Source organism: Tenacibaculum sp. SG-28 (genome assembly GCF_002954385.1).
Taxonomy (GTDB): Bacteria; Bacteroidota; Bacteroidia; order Flavobacteriales; family Flavobacteriaceae; genus Polaribacter.
In genome coordinates this window covers 905,157-924,567 of the sequence record NZ_MQVY01000001.1, presented here as the reverse complement: position 1 = coordinate 924,567, position 19,411 = coordinate 905,157, and the positions used below count along the sequence as shown (strand labels likewise).

The following is a 19,411-nucleotide window of genomic DNA, read 5'->3' as shown; positions in this document are numbered from 1 at the left end:
ATGAGTGCTCAAATAGTATTTAAAAAAGAAACATCGCATAGTATATTTTGTGCATATGATATTTTATTTTGGAGCAATTAAACAATTATGTTTAAGTGAAGAAAGTGCACGTAACAGGAGTACTAATATATGCTTTAATCCCTTTTTTTATAAGGTTTTTGTTTTTTAGTTGCCACCACAGTTGCCACTTTTTGAGTTTTTAAGATTAAAACTTTCATTTTTCAATATATGAAAAATATTAGCATTTTAACATTTGACTTATCTATTATAAGATTTTGAGCCAAATAGCAGATATATTCATTCATTTTAGCAATGACATTTACAAAAAAAAATGACGGTAGAGGAAAGAGTAGAATTAATGGTAGATCTATACCAAAAATTAGGATATTACCTATCTGACTTGGAAGACGAAAACGGATTCTACTGTGGTAGAAATTTATAGATAGCAGCTGAAGAACTTAAAAAAGCAGACGAAAGCGATAATTGAGTATAAAACTTGTATAAAATATAGAATTAAACAAACAGTAGTTAAACGGTAATACTAAAAAGCCTGTAAAGTTCTTTGATATAATTGTGGTAAGTAAATTTATCATGGACTAAATAAATTATTTTATTTATTCCATATATTTGATAGATTAGATTTTTAGATTAAAAGTGATAACAATAAATAAATAAAATATTTATGAGTGAAATTGAAGATTATATAATGACATTGAAGGAAAGTATTGAATTTCTCGATTCAGATATACCTGTTGAAGAGAAAATAAAAACTATTAAAAGTATTTGTTTGGGGTTTACCTCTGATATAGAAAGTTATTATAAAAATAGTAGTGAAATTCAATTGTTTTTATCTGAAATTGCAGAAAATTTAAAATTGCTAAATCAAAGAGTTAGTAATATTGAAGATTCAATAATGTAGAAATTTATCCTTATTTAAACCAAAGGAAATGGATAAAAATGAGTTTCAAAGATTGTTTTTTAACTAAAAATATAAAATATAAAATATGAAATGAACAAAGAACAAGTAGATCAAATTTTAAAATACACTAAAAATCAAATAATTCAATTAGAAGATAATATTGATAAAGTTCTATTGAAAAACACTTTAGAAAATTTACGAAGTGGATTAGAATACATTGCAAAGGATGTTTCAGATATTGTTAATTCTCCCGAGAAAAAAGTATTTTTTCCTTATGGGCAAAGATTAAATCATTTTAAAACTTTCAATTAAAAGAAACTTTCCTGGGCTCAAAGAAAAATATTTTTCTATTTATAAAATTTTCCTGTCAGTTCAACCATTTGAAATAAATGATCAATGGTTAATAAACTTATGTGAATTGACTAATGAAGTTAAACACAATAATTTAAATAAAACTGAAAATAAAGATAAAGTACAGAGTGTAAATCTTCCAGGTGCGTTTCATGTTTCGGATACATCAAATATATCATTTACTAATACTTTGGTTAATGGTAAAAAAGTTGAAGATTTAGTAATCAAAAATGGTGAAATCGTTAGTTCAATTGATGTTCAGTTTAAAATAGTAAAGGAAAATAAGATGTTTTTTTTAAATAGAGAAATAGAAATTATTCCGTTTTTGAAAAAGGCTCTTTCCGAGGTAGATAATATTAAACAAAGAATGTATTCAGTTTTAAATGAAAAAGTAAATTGAATATTTAAAAAACCTTACCACAACCACTTCAAAAGAAGTGGTTTTTTTATGTCAAAAAGTTAAGTAATTAAAAGATTAAAATAAATGCAGCACGTAACACAGCCTTTTAACTCTAAAAAATGCGGTCAAAGTTGTTTGTCTATGATAACAGGTAATTCTCTGGAGGAAATATGTAAAGACTTAGGGAAAGACGGAACTACAAATATAGATACCGACATAATGAAGTATTTAAACCGTCAAGGGTATAAAACAAGATTAATAAAAGGCTATGATATTACTTATTCAGAGATTCCAGACAGTAGCATAATAAGACTAAGTTACCCAACTGAAAACGGACATTTCATAGTAAAGCACAAAGGAAAATATTATGATCCGGCTGTGGGCATAATTCAAGAGATAAAGTCTCACACAAAAATCACGCATTATTTGACTTTTAAATATATTGAAAAATTCTTTGACTTAAATATGGTTAGTTAGAATTATGATTTATAGTGTTTTAATTTAGGATAACCAGTGTTAACCATTAATCTATAATAGGGTTAACCATTAGTCTATAGTAGGGTTAACTATAAGTGTTAAATAGGGTTTATAGGTATTGTTAGTATTAATTCTTATATCAATATTTGTAAAAATTTAAAACTCAATCAAATGAAAAAAATCAAATTTATTGCCTTAGCATTCTTAATAGTTCTAAATTCATGTTCGGATGAAAATAACGTTCTTGATGATACAAGATTGGAATTGGAACAATTGGAGTTAAAATCTTATTTGGAAGAAAATGGATTCCATAATATTAGATTTGTTCCAAAAAATAGTATTGATAACCATGAAAATATTACAGATTTACCTTCTATTAAAGAATGCAAGCAAAATATTGAAGATAATAAAGCTAAATTTGGATCATCTGTAGGTTTTGATAAGATTACACATATAGATAATGAAGGTGGAGGTGAAGAGAATAATTATTATTGGACGCGGAGGTACCCTATTGGTTTTCAGACAACGCTTGTATATGGATTTTATATAGATTTTTGTCAACCAACCTCAATGAATTCTAATCTTTCAGGTTGGCAATATGGACTTACTTGGCATGAAACTTTTTCAAACACTCGTTACGATGAATCAGCTAAACGGATAGAATATTATTTAACTGGTGAATATACTCAAGCGGTTGATTTGGGAAGTAATAATATAGTATACTATTCGTATACAATTACTCAAAGTGGTTCGATACCCTGCGAGTAAAGTATACGCTCCTTAGAATTTAAATATATTATAAAACACGTTTAGTAAAACGTGTTTTTTTAAATATGTCCTTGCTTTTTTATTTATACCTATGAAAGCAGAAACAGCCTACAACGTAATACAAGCACTTTCAGAAAAGGAGAAGCAAAGACTTTATAAAATGTTAGGTGTTAAGATAAAGCCAGAACTAATAAAGTCGAAAAGAAAATCAAAAGCCCAAAGAGAGGCAGAAGTTGCGGAATATTTAGATAGGCTTTTTGCAAAAAGACATAAAAAGCAGGAGACAGAGTTAAAACCAATGACAGAGAAAGAAATTGACGGATTAAAGTTTTTGGAATATGTAAAATCAAGACCAAAACGTAAATTTTAACATTTGCCATGTTTAACCGATTAAAATTAGACTTAACTTTAAGTTGTCAGAATTTTTGTTCTGAAAATAATTAAAATAATAAGCTACAGAAACAAGTTCTTAAAAGTCGCTTAAAAGAAATGGAAGAAGCGCAAAAAAGATGTATTCGTTTTGATAATCACATAGACAACGAAAAGATTCAAAAGGAACATATCGTACCAACACGATTAATAATTCAACTAATAGATAGAGCAGTAAATACAGCTCCTAATTTTTAAAAAAAAGTATAAAATGAATAGTTACGATTTATCTCGACAATGGTTCGACTTCTCATTTGAGAATCCAGAAAAAGTCAAGCCTATACACACAGCAATATACTTCTTTGTTATTGATAGATGTAACCGTTTAGGATGGAAAGAAAAGTTTGGTTTGCCAACAGATATGGCAATGGAAGCACTAGGAATAAGGTCTTATAAAACATATAAACCTGCGCTACTAAATTTAATCGAATGGGGTTTTATAGAAATGGTTCAAGAGAGTAAAAATCAATTTACCGCTAGTATAATCGCTTTGGTAAAAAATACCAAAGCACATACCAAAGCACATACCAAAGCGTATGACAAAGCAAGTACAATGCACACACCAAAGCAAGTAGAAAGCACATACCAAAGCACGCACCAAAGCGAGTCGAGTATAGATAAACAAATAAACAAACAAACAAATAAACAAATAAACAAACAAACAATAGGCGTGCAAGGGAATGATGAATTTTCAAATTTAATTTTCTCTAAAGACGAAGAAATGTTTTTAAAAAATCTTTGCGAATTTTTTTCTCAAACAACCGAAGTTTTAAAAATGCGTGTTTACAGTTTCGCAAGAGCAAAAAAGCAAAACGGAGAATTTCAAGAATTCGAAAAGCAAACAGTCGCTTACATGAAATTTAAAGATTTGACAGGTCAAGAGAAACACAATTGGCTAAACTTTCAAAGAGATTGGCAGGAGAATGACTGGATAAACAAGCTAAAAAACATAGATAAAGCAAAGGTTAAGCAGTTAAATATCAAAAAAAGTAATACAATCAAGGACGATTCAATTCTTCAAAAAATGCTAGCTTATAGCAATTCAAACTAAAGATTTTTTACAATCCATCGAAAGCGAAAAAGATGTCGAATTGATAGGATAAAAAATGCTTTTGAAGCAGGACAGGAAAATATGAAAACTATTGATGTATTAGCCCTAGAAAAAGAACTAAAAGAAACCAGAGAAAAGTTAGAACAGGTAAAAGAAAAATTACAGGGAGTTCTTAAAACTCTTTAATACGATCATTGACAAAATTAATTAAGTTTTATAAAACTAGAATAAAGTTAATTGTAGAGAAAATATATTTGTTTACTTTTAATTAATAAAATTAACCGAAATGAAAAGAAAACTACTAATTGCTATTTTAATATTTTCAATCTGCGACTTTTACGGACAAGATAAAAAAGAAGAGGGTAAGGTTTACGATGGGTGGACTTTTATATTTAAAAGCAAAAAGACTAACCATGAACTTTATTACCAACTTTTAAAAGAGAATACTGTTTGGTTCAAAACGGTTTATAATAAACCTAAAAAGCACGAAGAAATCACTCTGCTAAATACAAAAGAACATACAATTATAAGTGATGTAGTATTGTATGTTTTTGATTGTGAATCAAAAGAAATAGGTATTAAATCAAATGGATATTGGACTAAAGATGCTGTTGTAGATTATAATCAAAACAGCAGTGTGAAAATGAAAATACCGTTTCCAGATACAATGGAAAGTTTTTATTTAGAATACTACTGCGAGAATATTAAAAATAAGTAATGAAAGAAATAATTGACATTTTTGATATTGAAAAAACGACTATCTATAAAGGAGAAAAGTATCGAGTTAGAGATAACGGGGCAATATTAAGAGAACCTAACCCGAATAAAAGAAAAAGAAAACTTGATAATGTTTGGAAATTCTATTCAAGTATTACAGCAGATGGATATTTAAACTTTTCAAGTAATAGGGTTCATCAAATTGTCGCTACCGCATTTCATGGAGAAAACCCAACAGGAAATCATGTTGTAGATCATATCGACACAAATCGACAAAATAACAGACCAGAAAATTTAAGATGGGTTACTCGATTAGAAAACATTCTTCTTAATGAACGTTCGCTACAAAGCGTAATATATTTATACGGAAGTATTGATGCTTTTATAAAAGATCCATCAAAACCTATACGCCCTCATGAAAAAGATACTGAATGGATGAGAACTGTTACACCAGAAGAAGCCGAAAACACTTTAAATAATCTAACAACATGGTTTAAAGAGGGTAGTGTTTCAAAAGGAGGTAAACTTGGAGAATTTATATTCAGAAAAATAAATAGTGAAAATGTAAGTGAAAATTATTCTAACTACATTTTATCTAAAACTCCAAATGCTGCCCAAGAAAAAAAATTTCATAATGATAAACCAAATGAATTTCCATGCACTCCCCAAGGTAATAACATTTCATCCTTATTGGAGTATAAAGATAATTTAGAAAAGGGTAAAGTTTTTTTTAGAAATCACAATGGAGAATATGTTGTAGTAAAAAGCGGTTTGTCAAAAGACAACAATACTCTTTATGTTTTAACTAGAGCTAACTATAAATATGATTACGACAAGCCTATTCCTATTAATGAAATTGACAAAGAAATAGAAGTTGACAAACTACCTCATTCTTTAAATTATGTGGAGTATGATCCAGAAAAACATTTATTTATTCATTCTCGAACATCTGGCTTCTTAGCTCTTGATTACTATGAAAGTATATTTGAAAAATCTATAAAATCTTAATCTTAGCGATTATAATTATATTTGTTCAGAATGTACATTCAAAGTTTTATTAAAGATTACAAAAATTAAAAGTTTAGTTGCTTTAATTATGCAACTTTTAACGGAAGTATGAGTAATAAAATAGTTGACTTTACAGAAAATAAAGAAAACAACTAATTTTAATTACTCACAATCTACTACTATACTAAGCACCTTTTACGAGGTGCTTTTTTTGTTTTTAAAGTGAATTTAAGAAAAGTAAAATAACACATTTAAAACATTTATTTTTGATAAAACATATATTACCATTAAACAAATAAAATGAGCATAACAAGTAGGCCAGATGAAATACAACAATTTATCAATGAGTTGGATAGGAACTTATTTAATTTAGAAGAATATTTAATATCTCCCTTTAGAGAATTTATTATTGACGTTGACGATTACCTCAATGAGGTTACAAGTAAAAATGAAAAATTAAGTAAAGAATTTGTAAAGAATTATTTCAATAATGACTCATTCCATGACCACATGCTTGATTTGACTATGGAGACATACAAATATGATTCTATTTATAGAAATTTCAATGTATCGAGTAACTTTTTAAATGCATACTCTATTTTCGAGTCTTTTTTTAAAGATTTATGTAAGGATTATACCGACTTCTATAATATAAAACTTGAATTAAAACATATTAAAGAACATAATGAAATTAGAAAATGTAAAGTTTATCTTGACAAAGCAGTTGGATTAAATCTAAATGAATTAGATGATACTTGGAATAAAATACAAGGTTACCAAAAAATTAGAAATGCTATCATACATAAAAATTCTAAATTTGACATGAATGAAATAAAAAACTTAAATTACTTAAAAAGTTTAAGTTCTATTAATATTCATAAGGATGGAAAGATATTTTTTACAAGTGTTAATTTTATTTCTAATTTTTCGATCTTATATTTAAATATATAAGTGGTATTATAGATATAACTGGGAAAACTCTTCGAGAACAAAATATATCTATTTTGTAAAAAAAAATAATAGCAAATATAAATTTACGAAAGTGTTAAAATTTTTGATTCGATTGATTTAAGGCTCTAAAGTTTTAAAAAGGGTGTTTTAACTGTTTTATTTATTTGGTTGTGATAAGGAATAAAAAAAGCCCTTTATTGGGGGATAATAAAGGACTTTTAAACAATTTTATCACGAAACAAAATGTTTGTTTGATAGTAAGTACATTTAAAATTAAAAAAATAAATAATACAATCGTTATCAATTAACATTTCATAAACTAACTATAAGATAGTTTTAACATTTCTTGTATTAATTCTTCTGGAGGTAGTTTTTTGGTAAGTCTGTCTAAATTTTCTTGATGTCTCGCTAATTCTTTATAAAAAGTATGAGCTACTCCCATGCTTTTAATTTTCAAAATAAAATACTCGATTGCTATAATATTTTGATAACGTATAAATTAATCGGTGCTTAAATTTGGTGCGCCAGAACTCTTAACCAAAACAGAAAAATACTTTGCATACATAATGCAAAATTAAATTCTATTTAGATACGTCCTTGCTTACGTTTGTAGCTTTATAGTATTCTTTCCAATGAGCAAGAAGTTTTTCGGCATGTTCTGTTGGTGTTACTTTTATGTATTTCAAAAAGCTTTTTCCGTAGTGTGTCCTGTAATTTGCATTATTGATAAAGATGGAAAATTCATTTTATATAAATTGGTAGCAAATGAACGTCGGCAAATATGAGAGCTTACAAGTTTGTATTTTGGGTACATACCTATTTTTTTTCTTCTATCTCCTGTATTTTCATCGACAAATACTAATCCTCCTTTTATCAATTCGCTAAAACCTATTTCTTTGCATACCTCTTTTATGTATTTATTGAATTTAACATCTGAAATAGAGTGGGGCATACCTCTTTTTTTGATTACCTCTTTAATATGATGGTGTAAAGGTATAACCACAGAAATACCAGAGGTAGTAACTGTTTTTTGTGGTTTAACTTTTATAAAATCGTCTTTAACATTAATATTTGAAAGCGTTAGGAAGTCGGAAACCCTTAAACCAGTCCATAAACCTATAATGAACAAATCCCTTGCGTTTTCTAGTCTTTTATTATTTGAAAAATCATAATTTAAAATGCTTTCAATTTCTTCTTCATTCAATGCAAAAGAAACACTTTCCTCTTTTAAAGTTGTAAAGTAATTACTTTTATAATCTTGATTAATTGTAAGTCCTGATTCCTCTGCTTTAGATAAAAACACCTTAATATTTTTTATAACTTCTCCACTTGAATTAATAGAATACTTTTGGTCGTTTAAGAGGTATTCGCACAATGAATCGTAGGTTTTTAGGTCAAACTCATTAATTTTTATTCGTTTATTGCAGAAGCTTTCATATTTCAATAGAATGTTAAGGGAAGTTTTGTAATGTTTCAATTGAACTTTACTGTGCTTTCTTTTAGTTTTTCGGTTTACTAGGTTTGGGGCTTTTTCTACAAAATCAGCTACAAAGTCAGTAAAATAACTAAACGTTTTCTTTTCATTGGTTTTGTTAAATTCACTTGCAAACCGTTCTTTTAGATTTGCTTTTGTAATAGGTATTTTATTTAAGTCGAAATTATCAACTGTTTTGTCTAAGAAGACGATAAATTCTTGAAGCTTTCTATTGATAGAACCAAGGTCTGAACGACCTCTTTTTTGTATGGGTAATTTAGTTTTTTTATCCCATTCTTGGGGATGGATAGTTAAGCCAGTTGAAAAAACAAATCTACCCTCATTTTTGGAAATATAATATCGTAGTACGATCAATGTCTCCTGTGTCGAATTTGGTTCTTTTAAATCAAAATACATGTAAAAAGTTTCATAATGCCATAATACAAATATAGCCAGTTGCCACCACAGTTGCCACTTTTACCGTATTTAAAAGCAAATTAATTTTTTTTAAAAAAGGGTATAAATTCTCTAAACCCTTGTTTTTACTAGGTTTTTGCTTGTTTTCCGAAAATTTGTTTGATTTAAAAAAGTGAAGAAAGTGCACGTAACAGGAGTCGAACCTGCACTCACGTTGTGAACAAGCCCCTCAAGCCTGCGCGTCTACCAATTCCGCCATACGTGCTTAAATTAAAAAAGTTAAGCGAATTTTTTGCTTAACTTTTTGTGACCGGGCTGGGGCTCGAACCCAGGACCCTCTCCTTAAAAGGGAGATGCTCTACCAACTGAGCTACCCGGTCATTTTCGTGCTTAAAAGCGGTTGCAAATATACAATGGTTTTTTAAAACTCAAACTATTTTTTTTGATTTTTTTTAGTCATATTTGTAAATCTTTAATGTCATCGTCATATGAAAATTATTTTACTTGGGTATATGTCTTGCGGAAAATCTTCGATTGGGAAAATGGCCGCTAATGTCCTTGATTATCCTTTTATTGATTTAGATACGTTCATAGAAAAACAGGAAAAACAAACGGTTAAAGATATATTTAAATATAAAGGAGAGGTTTATTTTAGAACAATAGAAAGTAAGTATTTAAAGGAATTATTGGCTAGTGATGATGATTTTTTATTATCCTTAGGAGGTGGGACTCCATGTTATGCTAATAATATGGATGCTATTCTAAATACACAAAATACACGTTCTATTTATTTGAAGGCTAACATCAATACTCTGGTAAGTAGGCTAAGCAAAGAAAAAGCGCAGAGGCCACTAGTAGCATCTCTAAACAATTTGGATTTACATGAGTTTATTGCGAAACATTTGTTCGAGCGCAATTTATATTATTTAAAAGCGAATTTTACGATACATGTCGATAGCAAATCAATAGAGGAGGTCACGAAAGAGCTTACCGATTTATTAATTTAAATAGGCTATAATTTCGTCTTTATTAAATTCTACAGCGACGTGTTCTTTTATAGACGTAGAAAGTGAAATTCCTTTAAAATCGGCTTTCACAGGATATTTTTTATGGTTTCTATTTACCAAAACTGCTGTTTTAAATTTTTTCAGAGGGACTTCTAAAAAATGTTTAACAGCATAGATTAGGGTAGTGCCTGAATTTAATACATCGTCTACAAGTACTAGTGCTTTGTTCTTGTATTGGTCTTGATCAATAGAGGTCTTTATCGCTTCGATAGGACGCTTTTTATTAATGAAAACCTCACATAAAACAACTGTAATGGGGGATATTTCTTCCAATACATTGGCTATCTTTTTTGCAAAAAGAAATCCATTGTTACTTATTCCGGCAATTACAATCTCTCTTTCTTCGTTATTAGATTCGAATATTTGATATGCAATTCTTCTAATTTTGTGCTCAATCTCGTTATTATTTAGAATTATATTGTTGTTTGCTGTATTCATGCTGTAGTGGTACAAATTTACGGTAGTCTAGTATTAGTTATCTTGATAGTAGTCATCAATATCTCTTCTGTCTTTTTTGGTTGGTCTTCCCGAACCTTTCTTTCGATAATAGTCTTTGCTGTATTTTAGTAGTTCGGTTTTTTCAAATTCTTCTCGAGGTGTTTCATCTTTTCGGTATAAATCTACTAATTTAGCACCAACTCTATTCGGTGGAATATCTAGGACTTTAATTTTATAGTTTATTTGATTTTTTCTTATGGTTATTTCCTCGTTTCCGAATATTTCTTTAGAGGGTTTAAGGTTATTGCCTGAAATTTTAACATGCCCTTTTTTGCAGGCCTCTGTAGCAATACTTCGAGTTTTAAAAAGTCGTATGCACCACAAATATTTGTCAATTCTCATTAAAATAGTTAAAAATTACCTAATCATTTTTCACAAAGGTATAAAAATGGTAAATTGCGCCCTAAAATTATTCATACTAAATGCAAAAACTAAAATACATTTTTTATTTCCTAACCTTCTGTGTTTTGATTTATTCGTGTGGAGATAGCGGTGATGAGATTGTTGATTTTGATCATGAGGCTCAAGCGATTATTGATAATGATTCTATTGTAAAATTTTTAAAGAATAATTATTATAACTCTACCACGAAAACTATTGACTCTTTATTATCGGGGGAAACTCCTCTTTTTAACGATGTTAATTTAATAACCAAAGACGTCAATCAATTCGATATAGACTATAAATTATATGTATATGTTATAAACCAGGTGGGCATTCGAATCCAAATTTAGATAAAGGAAATCCTACGGTAATGGACTCTGTTTTTACCAAGTATAATGGAAAGATAATTGAATCTTCTAACGCTTTAGGGAATACTTTTGATGAGAATACTTCTTGGCTTGTATTGTCTAACGTTATTCCTGGTTGGAGATATAGTTTTCCTGAATTCAAACCTGGTGAGCTAGTAGATGCTCCTAACGATCCTATCTCGTATATCAATTACGGTGAAGGTTTCATTTTCATTCCATCCGGTTTGGCATACAGAAATAATTCTTCCGGACGAATAGGTCCAAATTCAAATTTGTTATTCTATATTAATTTATGGGATATTTTACCAGATACTGATTTTGATAATGATAATGTTCCTGGGATATTAGAAGATCCCGATGGTGATGGTGATCCGTATAATGATGATACCGATGAAGATGGTCTTGCGAATTATCGAGATTTTGATGATGATGGAGACGGTATCCCGACAAGGGATGAAGACGCCAATGGTGACGGTGATCCGACCAATGATAAAAACGATCCAAACAATCCGGATCTTCCTGATTACTTAAATCGAAAAGTACGATAGTATCAAAAGTATTTACCACGCATAATTTATAAGAGCTATAATAGAAATATTATAGCTCTTTTTAATGCATAAGACATTTGGTGTATTGTGTTTTGTTTAGACTTTATTTTTATTGAAACTTCCATCAAATAATACGCAATGCACTTGTGTTTTGTAACCTATATGTAGTACTGAATTGCAGTGAGGTTTGTATTTTAGATAACTTTAATAAGTTTTTAATTTTCGTGATTACTAGGGTAGTTTTTGTAACAAAAAATCAACCCTTTTTATTTTAAAATCCATAAAGATACACGGATCTTAAATTTTGTAATAGGAGTAAATTTCTTGGGTGATTTTTGTAGTTTTTAGTTTTGTTTTTCACAATACTTCCGCATACCCTGCTATCCAGTATTTATTATAATTGGCTTGTGATTCTTGAGGGGATACTTTTAATTTAGACATGCGATTAATTTTAGGTATAAAAAAACCATCCGTAGGGGATGGTTTTACTTTATAAATTGGTAAGCTACTACTTTTTGCTTTTAGCTTTTTGTTGTAAAGCTTGTTGTTCTTGTGCCTGCTTCATTGCAGCATCAAGACGTTCACGAAACTTACTCTTCTTAACAGGTTTTTTCTTGTTTTCTTCAATTTGAGCATGGATTTTATCCTGGTCAATCACAAAATTCTTTATAACCAACATTATCGCAATAGTAAGTAAATTAGAGATGAAATAATACAAACTTAAGCCACTTGCATAGTTGTTAAAAAAGAATAACATCATAATAGGAGAAAAGTAAATCATCCATTTCATCATTTTTCCCATATCCGGCATTCCTTCTTGTGCAGGTGCCTGCATATTTGCTTGTTGGCTTTGGTTCATTCTCATGTAAAAGAAAATCGCTATTGAGGCTAAAATTGGAAATAAACTAACATGGTCGCCATAGAAAGGAATTTCAAAAGGTAATTTAAAGATTGTATCATATGAAGATAAATCATTCGCCCATAAAAAACTTTTTTGTCTAAAATCTATGTTGGTTGGAAAGAATTTGAACAAAGCAAAGAAAACGGGCATTTGAAGAAGCGCAGGAACACATCCCGACATCATACTAACACCAGCTTTTCGCTGCACTGCCATGATTTCTTGCTGGCGTTTCATCGCATTTTCCTTGCCAGGAAGTCTTTTGTTTATTTCCTCCATTTCAGGACGAATAACTTTCATTTTTGCACTAGATAAATAGGATTTGTACAATACAGGCGACATGATAATACGAACTACTATGGTCATTAAAATAATTATTAAACCATAGTTTCCAATAAAGCCTTTCAGCATGTTAAAAACCGGATAAAAAACATAACGATTTAGGGTTCCAAAAATACCCCAACCTAAGTCTGCTGTTTCATCAAGACCGGTACCTTCGTAGGTTTTGAGTAAGTTATAATCTGTTGGCCCATAAAACCATTGCATATTGTAATTCAATTCTCCATTACGTAAGGCAAGTGGTGTTTTTAAGTCGTATTCTTTAGTGAATACTCCTGTGCTATTCTCTTCATTTTCTCCCAAATCTGTAGAGGTAAGTGTTGCGCTGTTAAAAGCTGTATCACTCACTAAAGCCGTAGAGAAAAAATGTTGTTTGTAAGAAACCCAATTAACATCATTTAAAACCTCAGAATTTCCAGGTCTTAAATAGTCTACTTCATCATCCGCTTTATAATAATACCAAGAGTACATGGTGTTTTCTGTTTTCATACTCTTTTCATGGCGATATGCTTTCAGGTTCCAGTTTAAATTAATTTGCTGCGAAGCATTAATCACAGCACTTAGGCCTTGTGAACGAACTGCAAAATTAATTCTATAGTCGTCTTTTTTAATTTCGTAACGATACTCTAAAAACTTATCCTTGGCAACTTTCAATTTTAACGATAATACTTCGGTATCACCGGTTGTGGTTAAAGTTGGCTCGAAAAGTAAATCTTTGGTGTTTAAAATTCTATTATCCGTTGTCCCAAAGTTGATATTAAAGGAGGCATTTTTATCCTTAATTAAGTATAAAGGGAGGGAATCGTAGGTTTTAAAGTTTTTCAATAAAGCTTCCGTAATTTGTCCTCCTTTATTGCTTATGGTAATTTTTACAACATCATTTTCTAAAACGCTGTTTCCCTCTTTTGCGACCATTGCACTGTAAGAAAATGCACCTAATTTGTTTTGAAGTAACTCTTTTTGAATGGAATCATTGCCGTAACTTATCTCCTCGTGTTGTGCTGCAGAATTATCGGATTCTTTAGCTTGTTCTGTCTTTATTTCTTCAACTGAGGATTCTGTTATTTCTGGTTTTTGGGTATTCATGTACCATAGTAAAAGTGCTCCCAGTAAAATCATTCCAATAAAGGAATTAAAATCGAATTTTTTTTGTTCCATTGCTTTATTTTATAATTGTCAACTTGTCAGTAAATGGGTTTTTAATAGCTTTAAAAACCGACAAATTTAGTAAAACCACGTCTATTTAGGCAGTGTTTACCTTTATTTGTTTTGTTGCAGTAAATAGCTCAAATGTTGTTCCACTTTTTTTAAAAATAAATCCTGCGACTAATTTCACAGGATTTTCTTTTATTTTTTAGATTGTTTTAGGGCTGCCTTTATAAAACTAACAAATAAAGGATGTGGATTTAAAACCGTACTCTTGTATTCTGGATGGTATTGAACTCCAACGAACCATGGATGCTCAGGTACCTCAACAATTTCCACTAAGCCAGTTTTTGGGTTAATCCCTGTAGCTTTCATTCCTGCATCTTCAATTTGCGCTTTAAAATCGTTGTTAAACTCATAGCGATGGCGATGACGTTCACTGATTATCTCTTCTTTATAAGATTCGTATACCTTAGAATCGTGAGATAATTGACAATTCCACGCTCCTAATCGCATGGTTCCTCCTTTGTCAGTTACTCCTTTTTGTTCTTCCATTAAGCTAATAACCGGATAGTTTACATCGGGTTGCATTTCTGTTGAATTAGCACCAACTAGTCCAAGAACATTTCTAGCAAATTCGATAACAGCCATTTGCATTCCTAAACAGATACCTAAAAAAGGAATATTATTTTCACGCACATGCGCTACGGCTGCAATCTTTCCTTCAATTCCTCGGTCACCAAATCCTGGAGCTACTAGAACTCCATCCAAGCCTTGTAGCATGGTAACGGCATTTTCAGGCGTTAATTCTTCTGAGTGTATCCATCGTATATTAACTTTAGTCTTATTGGCCGCACCAGCATGTATAAAAGCCTCTGTTATCGATTTATACGAATCGTGTAGTTCTACATATTTCCCAACCAATCCTATTTCTACAGAAGAAATTGGGTTTTTATGTTTTTCTAAAAATTTATTCCAAGCTTTAAGTTTTGGTTGTTTTCTCGTAGATAAACGAAGTTTTTCTAAGACGACATAATCCAGTCCTTCTTGAAACATTAAATTAGGAACGTCATATATGGTCTCCGCATCTAGAGATTGAATTACATCTTGTTTTTTAACATTGCAAAATAAAGCCAACTTACGTTTAATGGTATCGTTTATTTCATGTTCAGAACGACAAACTAAAATATCCGGACTAACACCACTTTGCATTAGCATTTTCACAGAATGCTGTGTAGGCTTTGTTTTTAATTCTCCTGCAGCAGAAAGATACGGTACAAGCGTTAGATGAATTACAATAGCATTTTCTTGTCCCATTTCCCATTGTAATTGACGAACTGCCTCAACATAAGGTAAAGACTCTATATCTCCAATAGTTCCACCAATTTCTGTAATAACAATATCATACTCACCAGTATTACCCAGAAGCTTAACGCGATGTTTGATTTCATCGGTTATGTGCGGAATTACTTGTACAGTTTTTCCTAAAAATTCTCCTTTTCTCTCTTTATTTATTACAGATTGGTATATTCTACCTGTAGTTACGTTATTGGCTTGAGAAGTAGGGATGTTTAAATATCGTTCATAATGTCCCAAGTCTAAATCGGTTTCTGCACCGTCATCAGTAACATAGCATTCGCCATGCTCATAAGGATTTAATGTTCCTGGATCTATATTTATATAAGGGTCTAGTTTTTGTATAGTTACAGAGAAACCTCTCTCTTGAACTAATTTTGCTAGTGAAGCGGCTATAATTCCTTTTCCTAGTGAGGAGGTTACCCCACCAGTTACAAATACATATTTTGTATTGTTCATGATATTGTTAGGTTTGGGCAAAAGTAAGAAGTATGTTAAACTCGGCAAACAAAAATTGTAGAAAAAAGAGGTGCCTGCTTTAAAATTATATTTTTTTTTAAAAAAAGAAAAATTGAATTTGTCAGACTGAAAAACTGTTGTATATTTGCCCACGCTTTTAGCAGACGGAATTTCACAAAAGCAAACATTAATTAAGAAGATATTTAAGATATATTGTAATGAGTAAAAGAACGTACCAACCATCAAAACGTAAGAGAAGAAACAAGCACGGTTTCAGAGATAGAATGGCTTCTGCTAATGGTCGTAAAGTATTAGCTAGAAGAAGAGCAAAGGGAAGAAAGAAATTGACTGTTTCATCTGAAGCAAGACCAAAGAAATAATGGTATATTATCATTAATATAGAGGTGTTACTTTTTTTTAGTAACACCTTTTTTTATACGCAAACAATTTTTATTTTTATACACAACTATACAACATTAAGTAATGCCTAAAAGACAAGACCTAAAGTCAATTTTAATTATCGGATCGGGACCAATTGTAATTGGTCAAGCATGTGAATTTGATTACTCTGGATCGCAAGCACTTCGTTCGTTGCGCGAAGATGGAATTGAAACAATATTAATTAATTCCAATCCTGCTACCATCATGACAGACCCTTCAATGGCTGATCATGTATATCTTTTACCATTAAATACCAAATCTATAATTCAAATTCTTAAAGAGCACCCGCAAATTGATGCAGTACTGCCAACTATGGGAGGACAAACCGCTCTTAACCTTTGTATTGAAGCAGATGAAAAAGGTATATGGAATGATTTCGGAGTAGAAATTATTGGAGTGGATATCAATGCTATCAATATCACAGAAGATCGTGAAAAATTTAGAGAGTTGATGCTGGAAATTGGTGTACCAATGGCTCCGCAAGCAACTGCTACCTCGTATCTAAAAGGAAAAGAGATAGCACAAGAATATGGCTTCCCGTTATGTATTAGGGCTTCTTTTACTTTAGGAGGCGCAGGAGCTTCTATTGTGTATGATGAAGAGGAATTTGAAAAATCGTTAACTCGCGGTTTGGAAATTTCTCCTATCCATGAGGTTATGATAGACAAAGCCATGATGGGTTGGAAGGAGTTTGAATTAGAACTATTACGTGATGATAACGATAATGTGGTTATTATTTGTTCGATTGAAAATATGGACGATGGGAATTCATACAGGGGATTCTATCACTGTAGCACCTGCCATGACCTTATCGGACAAGACCTATCAGAAAATGCGTGATATGGCAATCAAAATGATGCGTTCTATTGGTGAATTTGCAGGAGGTTGTAATGTGCAGTTTGCTGTTTCTCCAGACGAAAACGAAGATATCATAGCTATTGAAATTAATCCAAGGGTATCGCGATCATCTGCATTAGCATCTAAAGCTACAGGGTATCCGATTGCGAAGATTGCTGCCAAGTTAGCGGTAGGATATACCTTAGATGAATTGGATAACCAGATAACAAAATCTACATCTGCTTTATTTGAGCCAACTTTAGATTATGTAATAGTGAAAATTCCACGCTGGAATTTCGATAAGTTTGAAGGGTCAGATAGAACTTTAGGACTTCAAATGAAAGCAGTAGGGGAGGTAATGGGAATAGGTCGTTCTTTCCAAGAGGCACTGCATAAAGCGACACAATCTTTAGAAATTAAGAGAAATGGAATTGGAGCAGATGGTAAAAGTTATACCGACTACAACCAGATAAAAGATAAATTGAAATATGCGTCTTGGGATCGGGTGTTTGCTATTTATGATGCCATACAAATAGGAATGCCATTGAGTAAAATTCACGAAATCACAAAAATTGATATGTGGTTCTTGAAACAATACGAAGAGCTATTTGAAATAGAAAAAGAAATCTCAAAATACACGATTGATACGCTTCAGAAAGATTTATTACTAGAGGCAAAGCAGAAGGGATATGGGGATAGACAAATCGCACACATGTTGGGATGTCTTGAAAGTGAAGTATACGCAAAGCGAGAGGAATTAAATGTTAAGAGGGTATATAAATTGGTAGATACTTGTGCTGCTGAATTTGAAGCGAAAACTCCGTATTACTATTCTACTTTTGAGAGTACCATAGAGACTCCGGAAGGAACAGTTACTGTAGCCAATGAAAGCAAGGTAAGTGATAAAAAGAAAATCATAGTTTTAGGATCAGGGCCGAACAGAATTGGACAGGGCATTGAGTTTGATTACTGTTGTGTACATGGTGTATTGGCGGCGGCTGAGTGTGGCTACGAAACAATCATGATTAATTGTAACCCTGAAACAGTTTCTACAGACTTTGATACGGCCGATAAACTATATTTCGAGCCCGTATTTTGGGAGCATATCTACGACATCATAAAACACGAAAAGCCAGAAGGTGTTATCGTGCAGTTAGGTGGACAAACAGCTTTAAAATTAGCAGAGAAATTAGACCGTTACGGTATTCCAATTATAGGAACAAGTTTTAAAGCACTTGACTTAGCAGAGGATAGAGGAAGTTTTTCAACGCTATTAAAGGAAAACAATATTCCATATCCAAGATTTGGTGTTGCAGAAAATGCAGAACAAGCCTTAGCGCTTGCAGACGATCTTGATTTTCCAATATTAGTTCGTCCTTCTTATGTTTTAGGAGGTCAGGGAATGAAAATTGTAATTAATAAAGAAGAGTTATTAGAGCACGTAGTAGACTTATTGCGAAAAATACCAAACAATAAATTACTATTAGATCATTACTTAGAAGGAGCAATAGAGGCAGAGGCAGATGCTATTTGTGATGGTGAAAATGTGTACATCATCGGAATCATGGAACACATTGAACCATGTGGAATTCACTCTGGAGATTCTAATGCGACGTTACCTGCCTTTAACCTTGGTGAGTTAGTTCTGGAACAAATTAGAGAATACACAAAAACTATTGCTTTAGCGTTAGATACTGTTGGTTTAATTAATATTCAGTTCGCAATTAAAGACGACAAAGTATACATCATCGAGGCTAACCCAAGGGCATCTCGTACGGTACCTTTTATCGCCAAAGCGTATAAGGAGCCTTATGTGAATTATGCCACTAAGGTAATGTTAAGAGATAAAAAGGTTGCCGATTTTAATTTCAATCCTCAATTGGAAGGTTTTGCAATTAAACAACCTGTTTTTTCGTTTAATAAATTTCCCAACGTAAATAAAAAATTGGGGCCTGAAATGAAATCTACTGGAGAGAGTATCTTGTTTATTGATAACTTACGTGACGATCAGTTTTATGATCTTTACGCGCGAAGAAAGATGTACTTGAGTAAATAGAGTTACACAAATATGTAAAAAAGCCTTATAGAAACTATAAGGCTTTTTTATG

Annotated in this window: 21 protein-coding genes, 2 tRNA genes and 1 pseudogene; 16 read left to right on the top strand and 8 right to left on the bottom strand. The window is 31.2% G+C overall.

Annotated elements, in window-relative coordinates; genetic code table 11:
* Positions 1 to 682 precede the first annotated feature (682 nt).
* The 11 genes from BSU00_RS04050 (at position 683) to BSU00_RS04005 (ending at position 7,071) form a co-directional block, all read left to right on the top strand.
* Positions 683 to 919, top strand: a complete 237-nt coding sequence (locus BSU00_RS04050; protein ID WP_146104785.1) for a hypothetical protein — start codon at positions 683 to 685, stop codon at positions 917 to 919.
* 90 nt (positions 920 to 1,009) lie between these two features.
* A complete protein-coding gene (locus BSU00_RS04045; RefSeq protein ID WP_105003221.1) occupies positions 1,010 to 1,231 on the top strand; it encodes a hypothetical protein in 222 nt (73 codons plus the stop codon).
* Between the two features lie 106 nt (positions 1,232 to 1,337).
* Positions 1,338 to 1,670 (top strand): hypothetical protein, encoded by a 333-nt coding sequence (locus BSU00_RS04040; RefSeq protein ID WP_105003220.1) that lies wholly within the window; start codon positions 1,338 to 1,340, stop codon positions 1,668 to 1,670.
* An 84-nt stretch (positions 1,671 to 1,754) separates the two neighbouring features.
* A complete protein-coding gene (locus tag BSU00_RS04035) occupies positions 1,755 to 2,147 on the top strand; it encodes a hypothetical protein (RefSeq protein WP_146104784.1) in 393 nt (130 codons plus the stop codon).
* 171 nt (positions 2,148 to 2,318) lie between these two features.
* On the top strand, positions 2,319 to 2,915 hold the full coding sequence (locus tag BSU00_RS04030) for a hypothetical protein (RefSeq protein WP_105003218.1): 597 nt from the start codon (positions 2,319 to 2,321) through the stop codon (positions 2,913 to 2,915).
* Between the two features lie 91 nt (positions 2,916 to 3,006).
* Positions 3,007 to 3,285 carry a hypothetical protein gene (locus BSU00_RS04025; RefSeq protein WP_105003217.1) on the top strand — a complete coding sequence of 93 codons (279 nt, stop codon included), beginning with the start codon at positions 3,007 to 3,009 and terminating at the stop codon, positions 3,283 to 3,285.
* A 119-nt stretch (positions 3,286 to 3,404) separates the two neighbouring features.
* Positions 3,405 to 3,542 (top strand): hypothetical protein, encoded by a 138-nt coding sequence (locus BSU00_RS12875; RefSeq protein WP_158254389.1) that lies wholly within the window; start codon positions 3,405 to 3,407, stop codon positions 3,540 to 3,542.
* A gap of 13 nt (positions 3,543 to 3,555) precedes the next feature.
* The gene (locus tag BSU00_RS04020) at positions 3,556 to 4,395 is read left to right on the top strand and encodes a hypothetical protein (protein WP_105003216.1); all 840 of its coding nucleotides are present in this window, start codon (positions 3,556 to 3,558) and stop codon (positions 4,393 to 4,395) included.
* A 286-nt stretch (positions 4,396 to 4,681) separates the two neighbouring features.
* Positions 4,682 to 5,113 (top strand): hypothetical protein, encoded by a 432-nt coding sequence (locus BSU00_RS04015; protein ID WP_105003215.1) that lies wholly within the window; start codon positions 4,682 to 4,684, stop codon positions 5,111 to 5,113.
* A complete protein-coding gene (locus BSU00_RS04010; RefSeq protein ID WP_105003214.1) occupies positions 5,113 to 6,120 on the top strand; it encodes an HNH endonuclease signature motif containing protein in 1,008 nt (335 codons plus the stop codon). The genes BSU00_RS04015 and BSU00_RS04010 overlap by 1 nt, the downstream gene beginning before the upstream one ends.
* Positions 6,121 to 6,420: 300 nt before the next feature.
* Positions 6,421 to 7,071: a hypothetical protein gene (locus BSU00_RS04005; RefSeq protein ID WP_105003213.1), complete on the top strand. Its 651-nt coding sequence runs from the start codon at positions 6,421 to 6,423 to the stop codon at positions 7,069 to 7,071.
* Between the two features lie 319 nt (positions 7,072 to 7,390).
* Here the strand turns inward: BSU00_RS04005 and BSU00_RS13665 are convergent, their stop codons facing one another.
* From BSU00_RS13665 to BSU00_RS03990, 4 genes are all read right to left on the bottom strand, one after another.
* Entirely contained in the window at positions 7,391 to 7,513 is a 123-nt protein-coding gene (locus BSU00_RS13665; protein ID WP_255402270.1) for a hypothetical protein, read from the bottom strand.
* Positions 7,514 to 7,753: 240 nt separating this feature from the next.
* Complete coding sequence (locus BSU00_RS04000) at positions 7,754 to 8,962, bottom strand: tyrosine-type recombinase/integrase (RefSeq protein WP_105003212.1); 1,209 nt, start codon at positions 8,960 to 8,962, stop codon at positions 7,754 to 7,756.
* Positions 8,963 to 9,144: 182 nt separating this feature from the next.
* Positions 9,145 to 9,227, bottom strand: a tRNA-Leu gene (locus BSU00_RS03995).
* Between the two features lie 42 nt (positions 9,228 to 9,269).
* A tRNA-Lys gene (locus BSU00_RS03990) sits at positions 9,270 to 9,342 on the bottom strand.
* Between the two features lie 108 nt (positions 9,343 to 9,450).
* Between BSU00_RS03990 and BSU00_RS03985 the strand changes: the two genes are divergently transcribed.
* Positions 9,451 to 9,969 carry a shikimate kinase gene (locus BSU00_RS03985; RefSeq protein ID WP_105003211.1) on the top strand — a complete coding sequence of 173 codons (519 nt, stop codon included), beginning with the start codon at positions 9,451 to 9,453 and terminating at the stop codon, positions 9,967 to 9,969.
* On the opposite strand, the gene BSU00_RS03980 is transcribed toward BSU00_RS03985, so the two are convergent.
* Positions 9,961 to 10,467 carry a phosphoribosyltransferase family protein gene (locus tag BSU00_RS03980; protein WP_105003210.1) on the bottom strand — a complete coding sequence of 169 codons (507 nt, stop codon included), beginning with the start codon at positions 10,465 to 10,467 and terminating at the stop codon, positions 9,961 to 9,963. The two genes, BSU00_RS03985 and BSU00_RS03980, sit on opposite strands and share 9 nt — an antisense overlap.
* A 33-nt stretch (positions 10,468 to 10,500) precedes the next feature.
* Positions 10,501 to 10,869 carry an RNA-binding S4 domain-containing protein gene (locus tag BSU00_RS03975; protein WP_105003209.1) on the bottom strand — a complete coding sequence of 123 codons (369 nt, stop codon included), beginning with the start codon at positions 10,867 to 10,869 and terminating at the stop codon, positions 10,501 to 10,503.
* A gap of 125 nt (positions 10,870 to 10,994) precedes the next feature.
* Here BSU00_RS03975 and BSU00_RS13180 point away from each other — a divergent pair, with 125 nt between their 5' ends.
* Positions 10,995 to 11,261, top strand: a complete 267-nt coding sequence (locus tag BSU00_RS13180; protein WP_233188581.1) for a hypothetical protein — start codon at positions 10,995 to 10,997, stop codon at positions 11,259 to 11,261.
* A gap of 20 nt (positions 11,262 to 11,281) precedes the next feature.
* Positions 11,282 to 11,827 carry an FKBP-type peptidyl-prolyl cis-trans isomerase gene (locus BSU00_RS13175; protein WP_233188580.1) on the top strand — a complete coding sequence of 182 codons (546 nt, stop codon included), beginning with the start codon at positions 11,282 to 11,284 and terminating at the stop codon, positions 11,825 to 11,827.
* A gap of 508 nt (positions 11,828 to 12,335) precedes the next feature.
* On the opposite strand, the gene yidC is transcribed toward BSU00_RS13175, so the two are convergent.
* Both yidC and BSU00_RS03960 read right to left on the bottom strand, forming a co-directional pair.
* Complete coding sequence (gene yidC, locus BSU00_RS03965) at positions 12,336 to 14,222, bottom strand: membrane protein insertase YidC (protein WP_105003208.1); 1,887 nt, start codon at positions 14,220 to 14,222, stop codon at positions 12,336 to 12,338.
* 189 nt (positions 14,223 to 14,411) lie between these two features.
* On the bottom strand, positions 14,412 to 16,025 hold the full coding sequence (locus BSU00_RS03960) for a CTP synthase (RefSeq protein WP_105003412.1): 1,614 nt from the start codon (positions 16,023 to 16,025) through the stop codon (positions 14,412 to 14,414).
* Between the two features lie 218 nt (positions 16,026 to 16,243).
* Between BSU00_RS03960 and rpmH the strand changes: the two genes are divergently transcribed.
* Entirely contained in the window at positions 16,244 to 16,405 is a 162-nt protein-coding gene (rpmH, locus tag BSU00_RS03955; protein ID WP_105003207.1) for a 50S ribosomal protein L34, read from the top strand.
* 103 nt (positions 16,406 to 16,508) lie between these two features.
* Positions 16,509 to 19,359, top strand: a pseudogene (gene carB, locus BSU00_RS03950) (carbamoyl-phosphate synthase large subunit).
* The last annotated feature ends 52 nt before the right edge of the window (positions 19,360 to 19,411 follow it).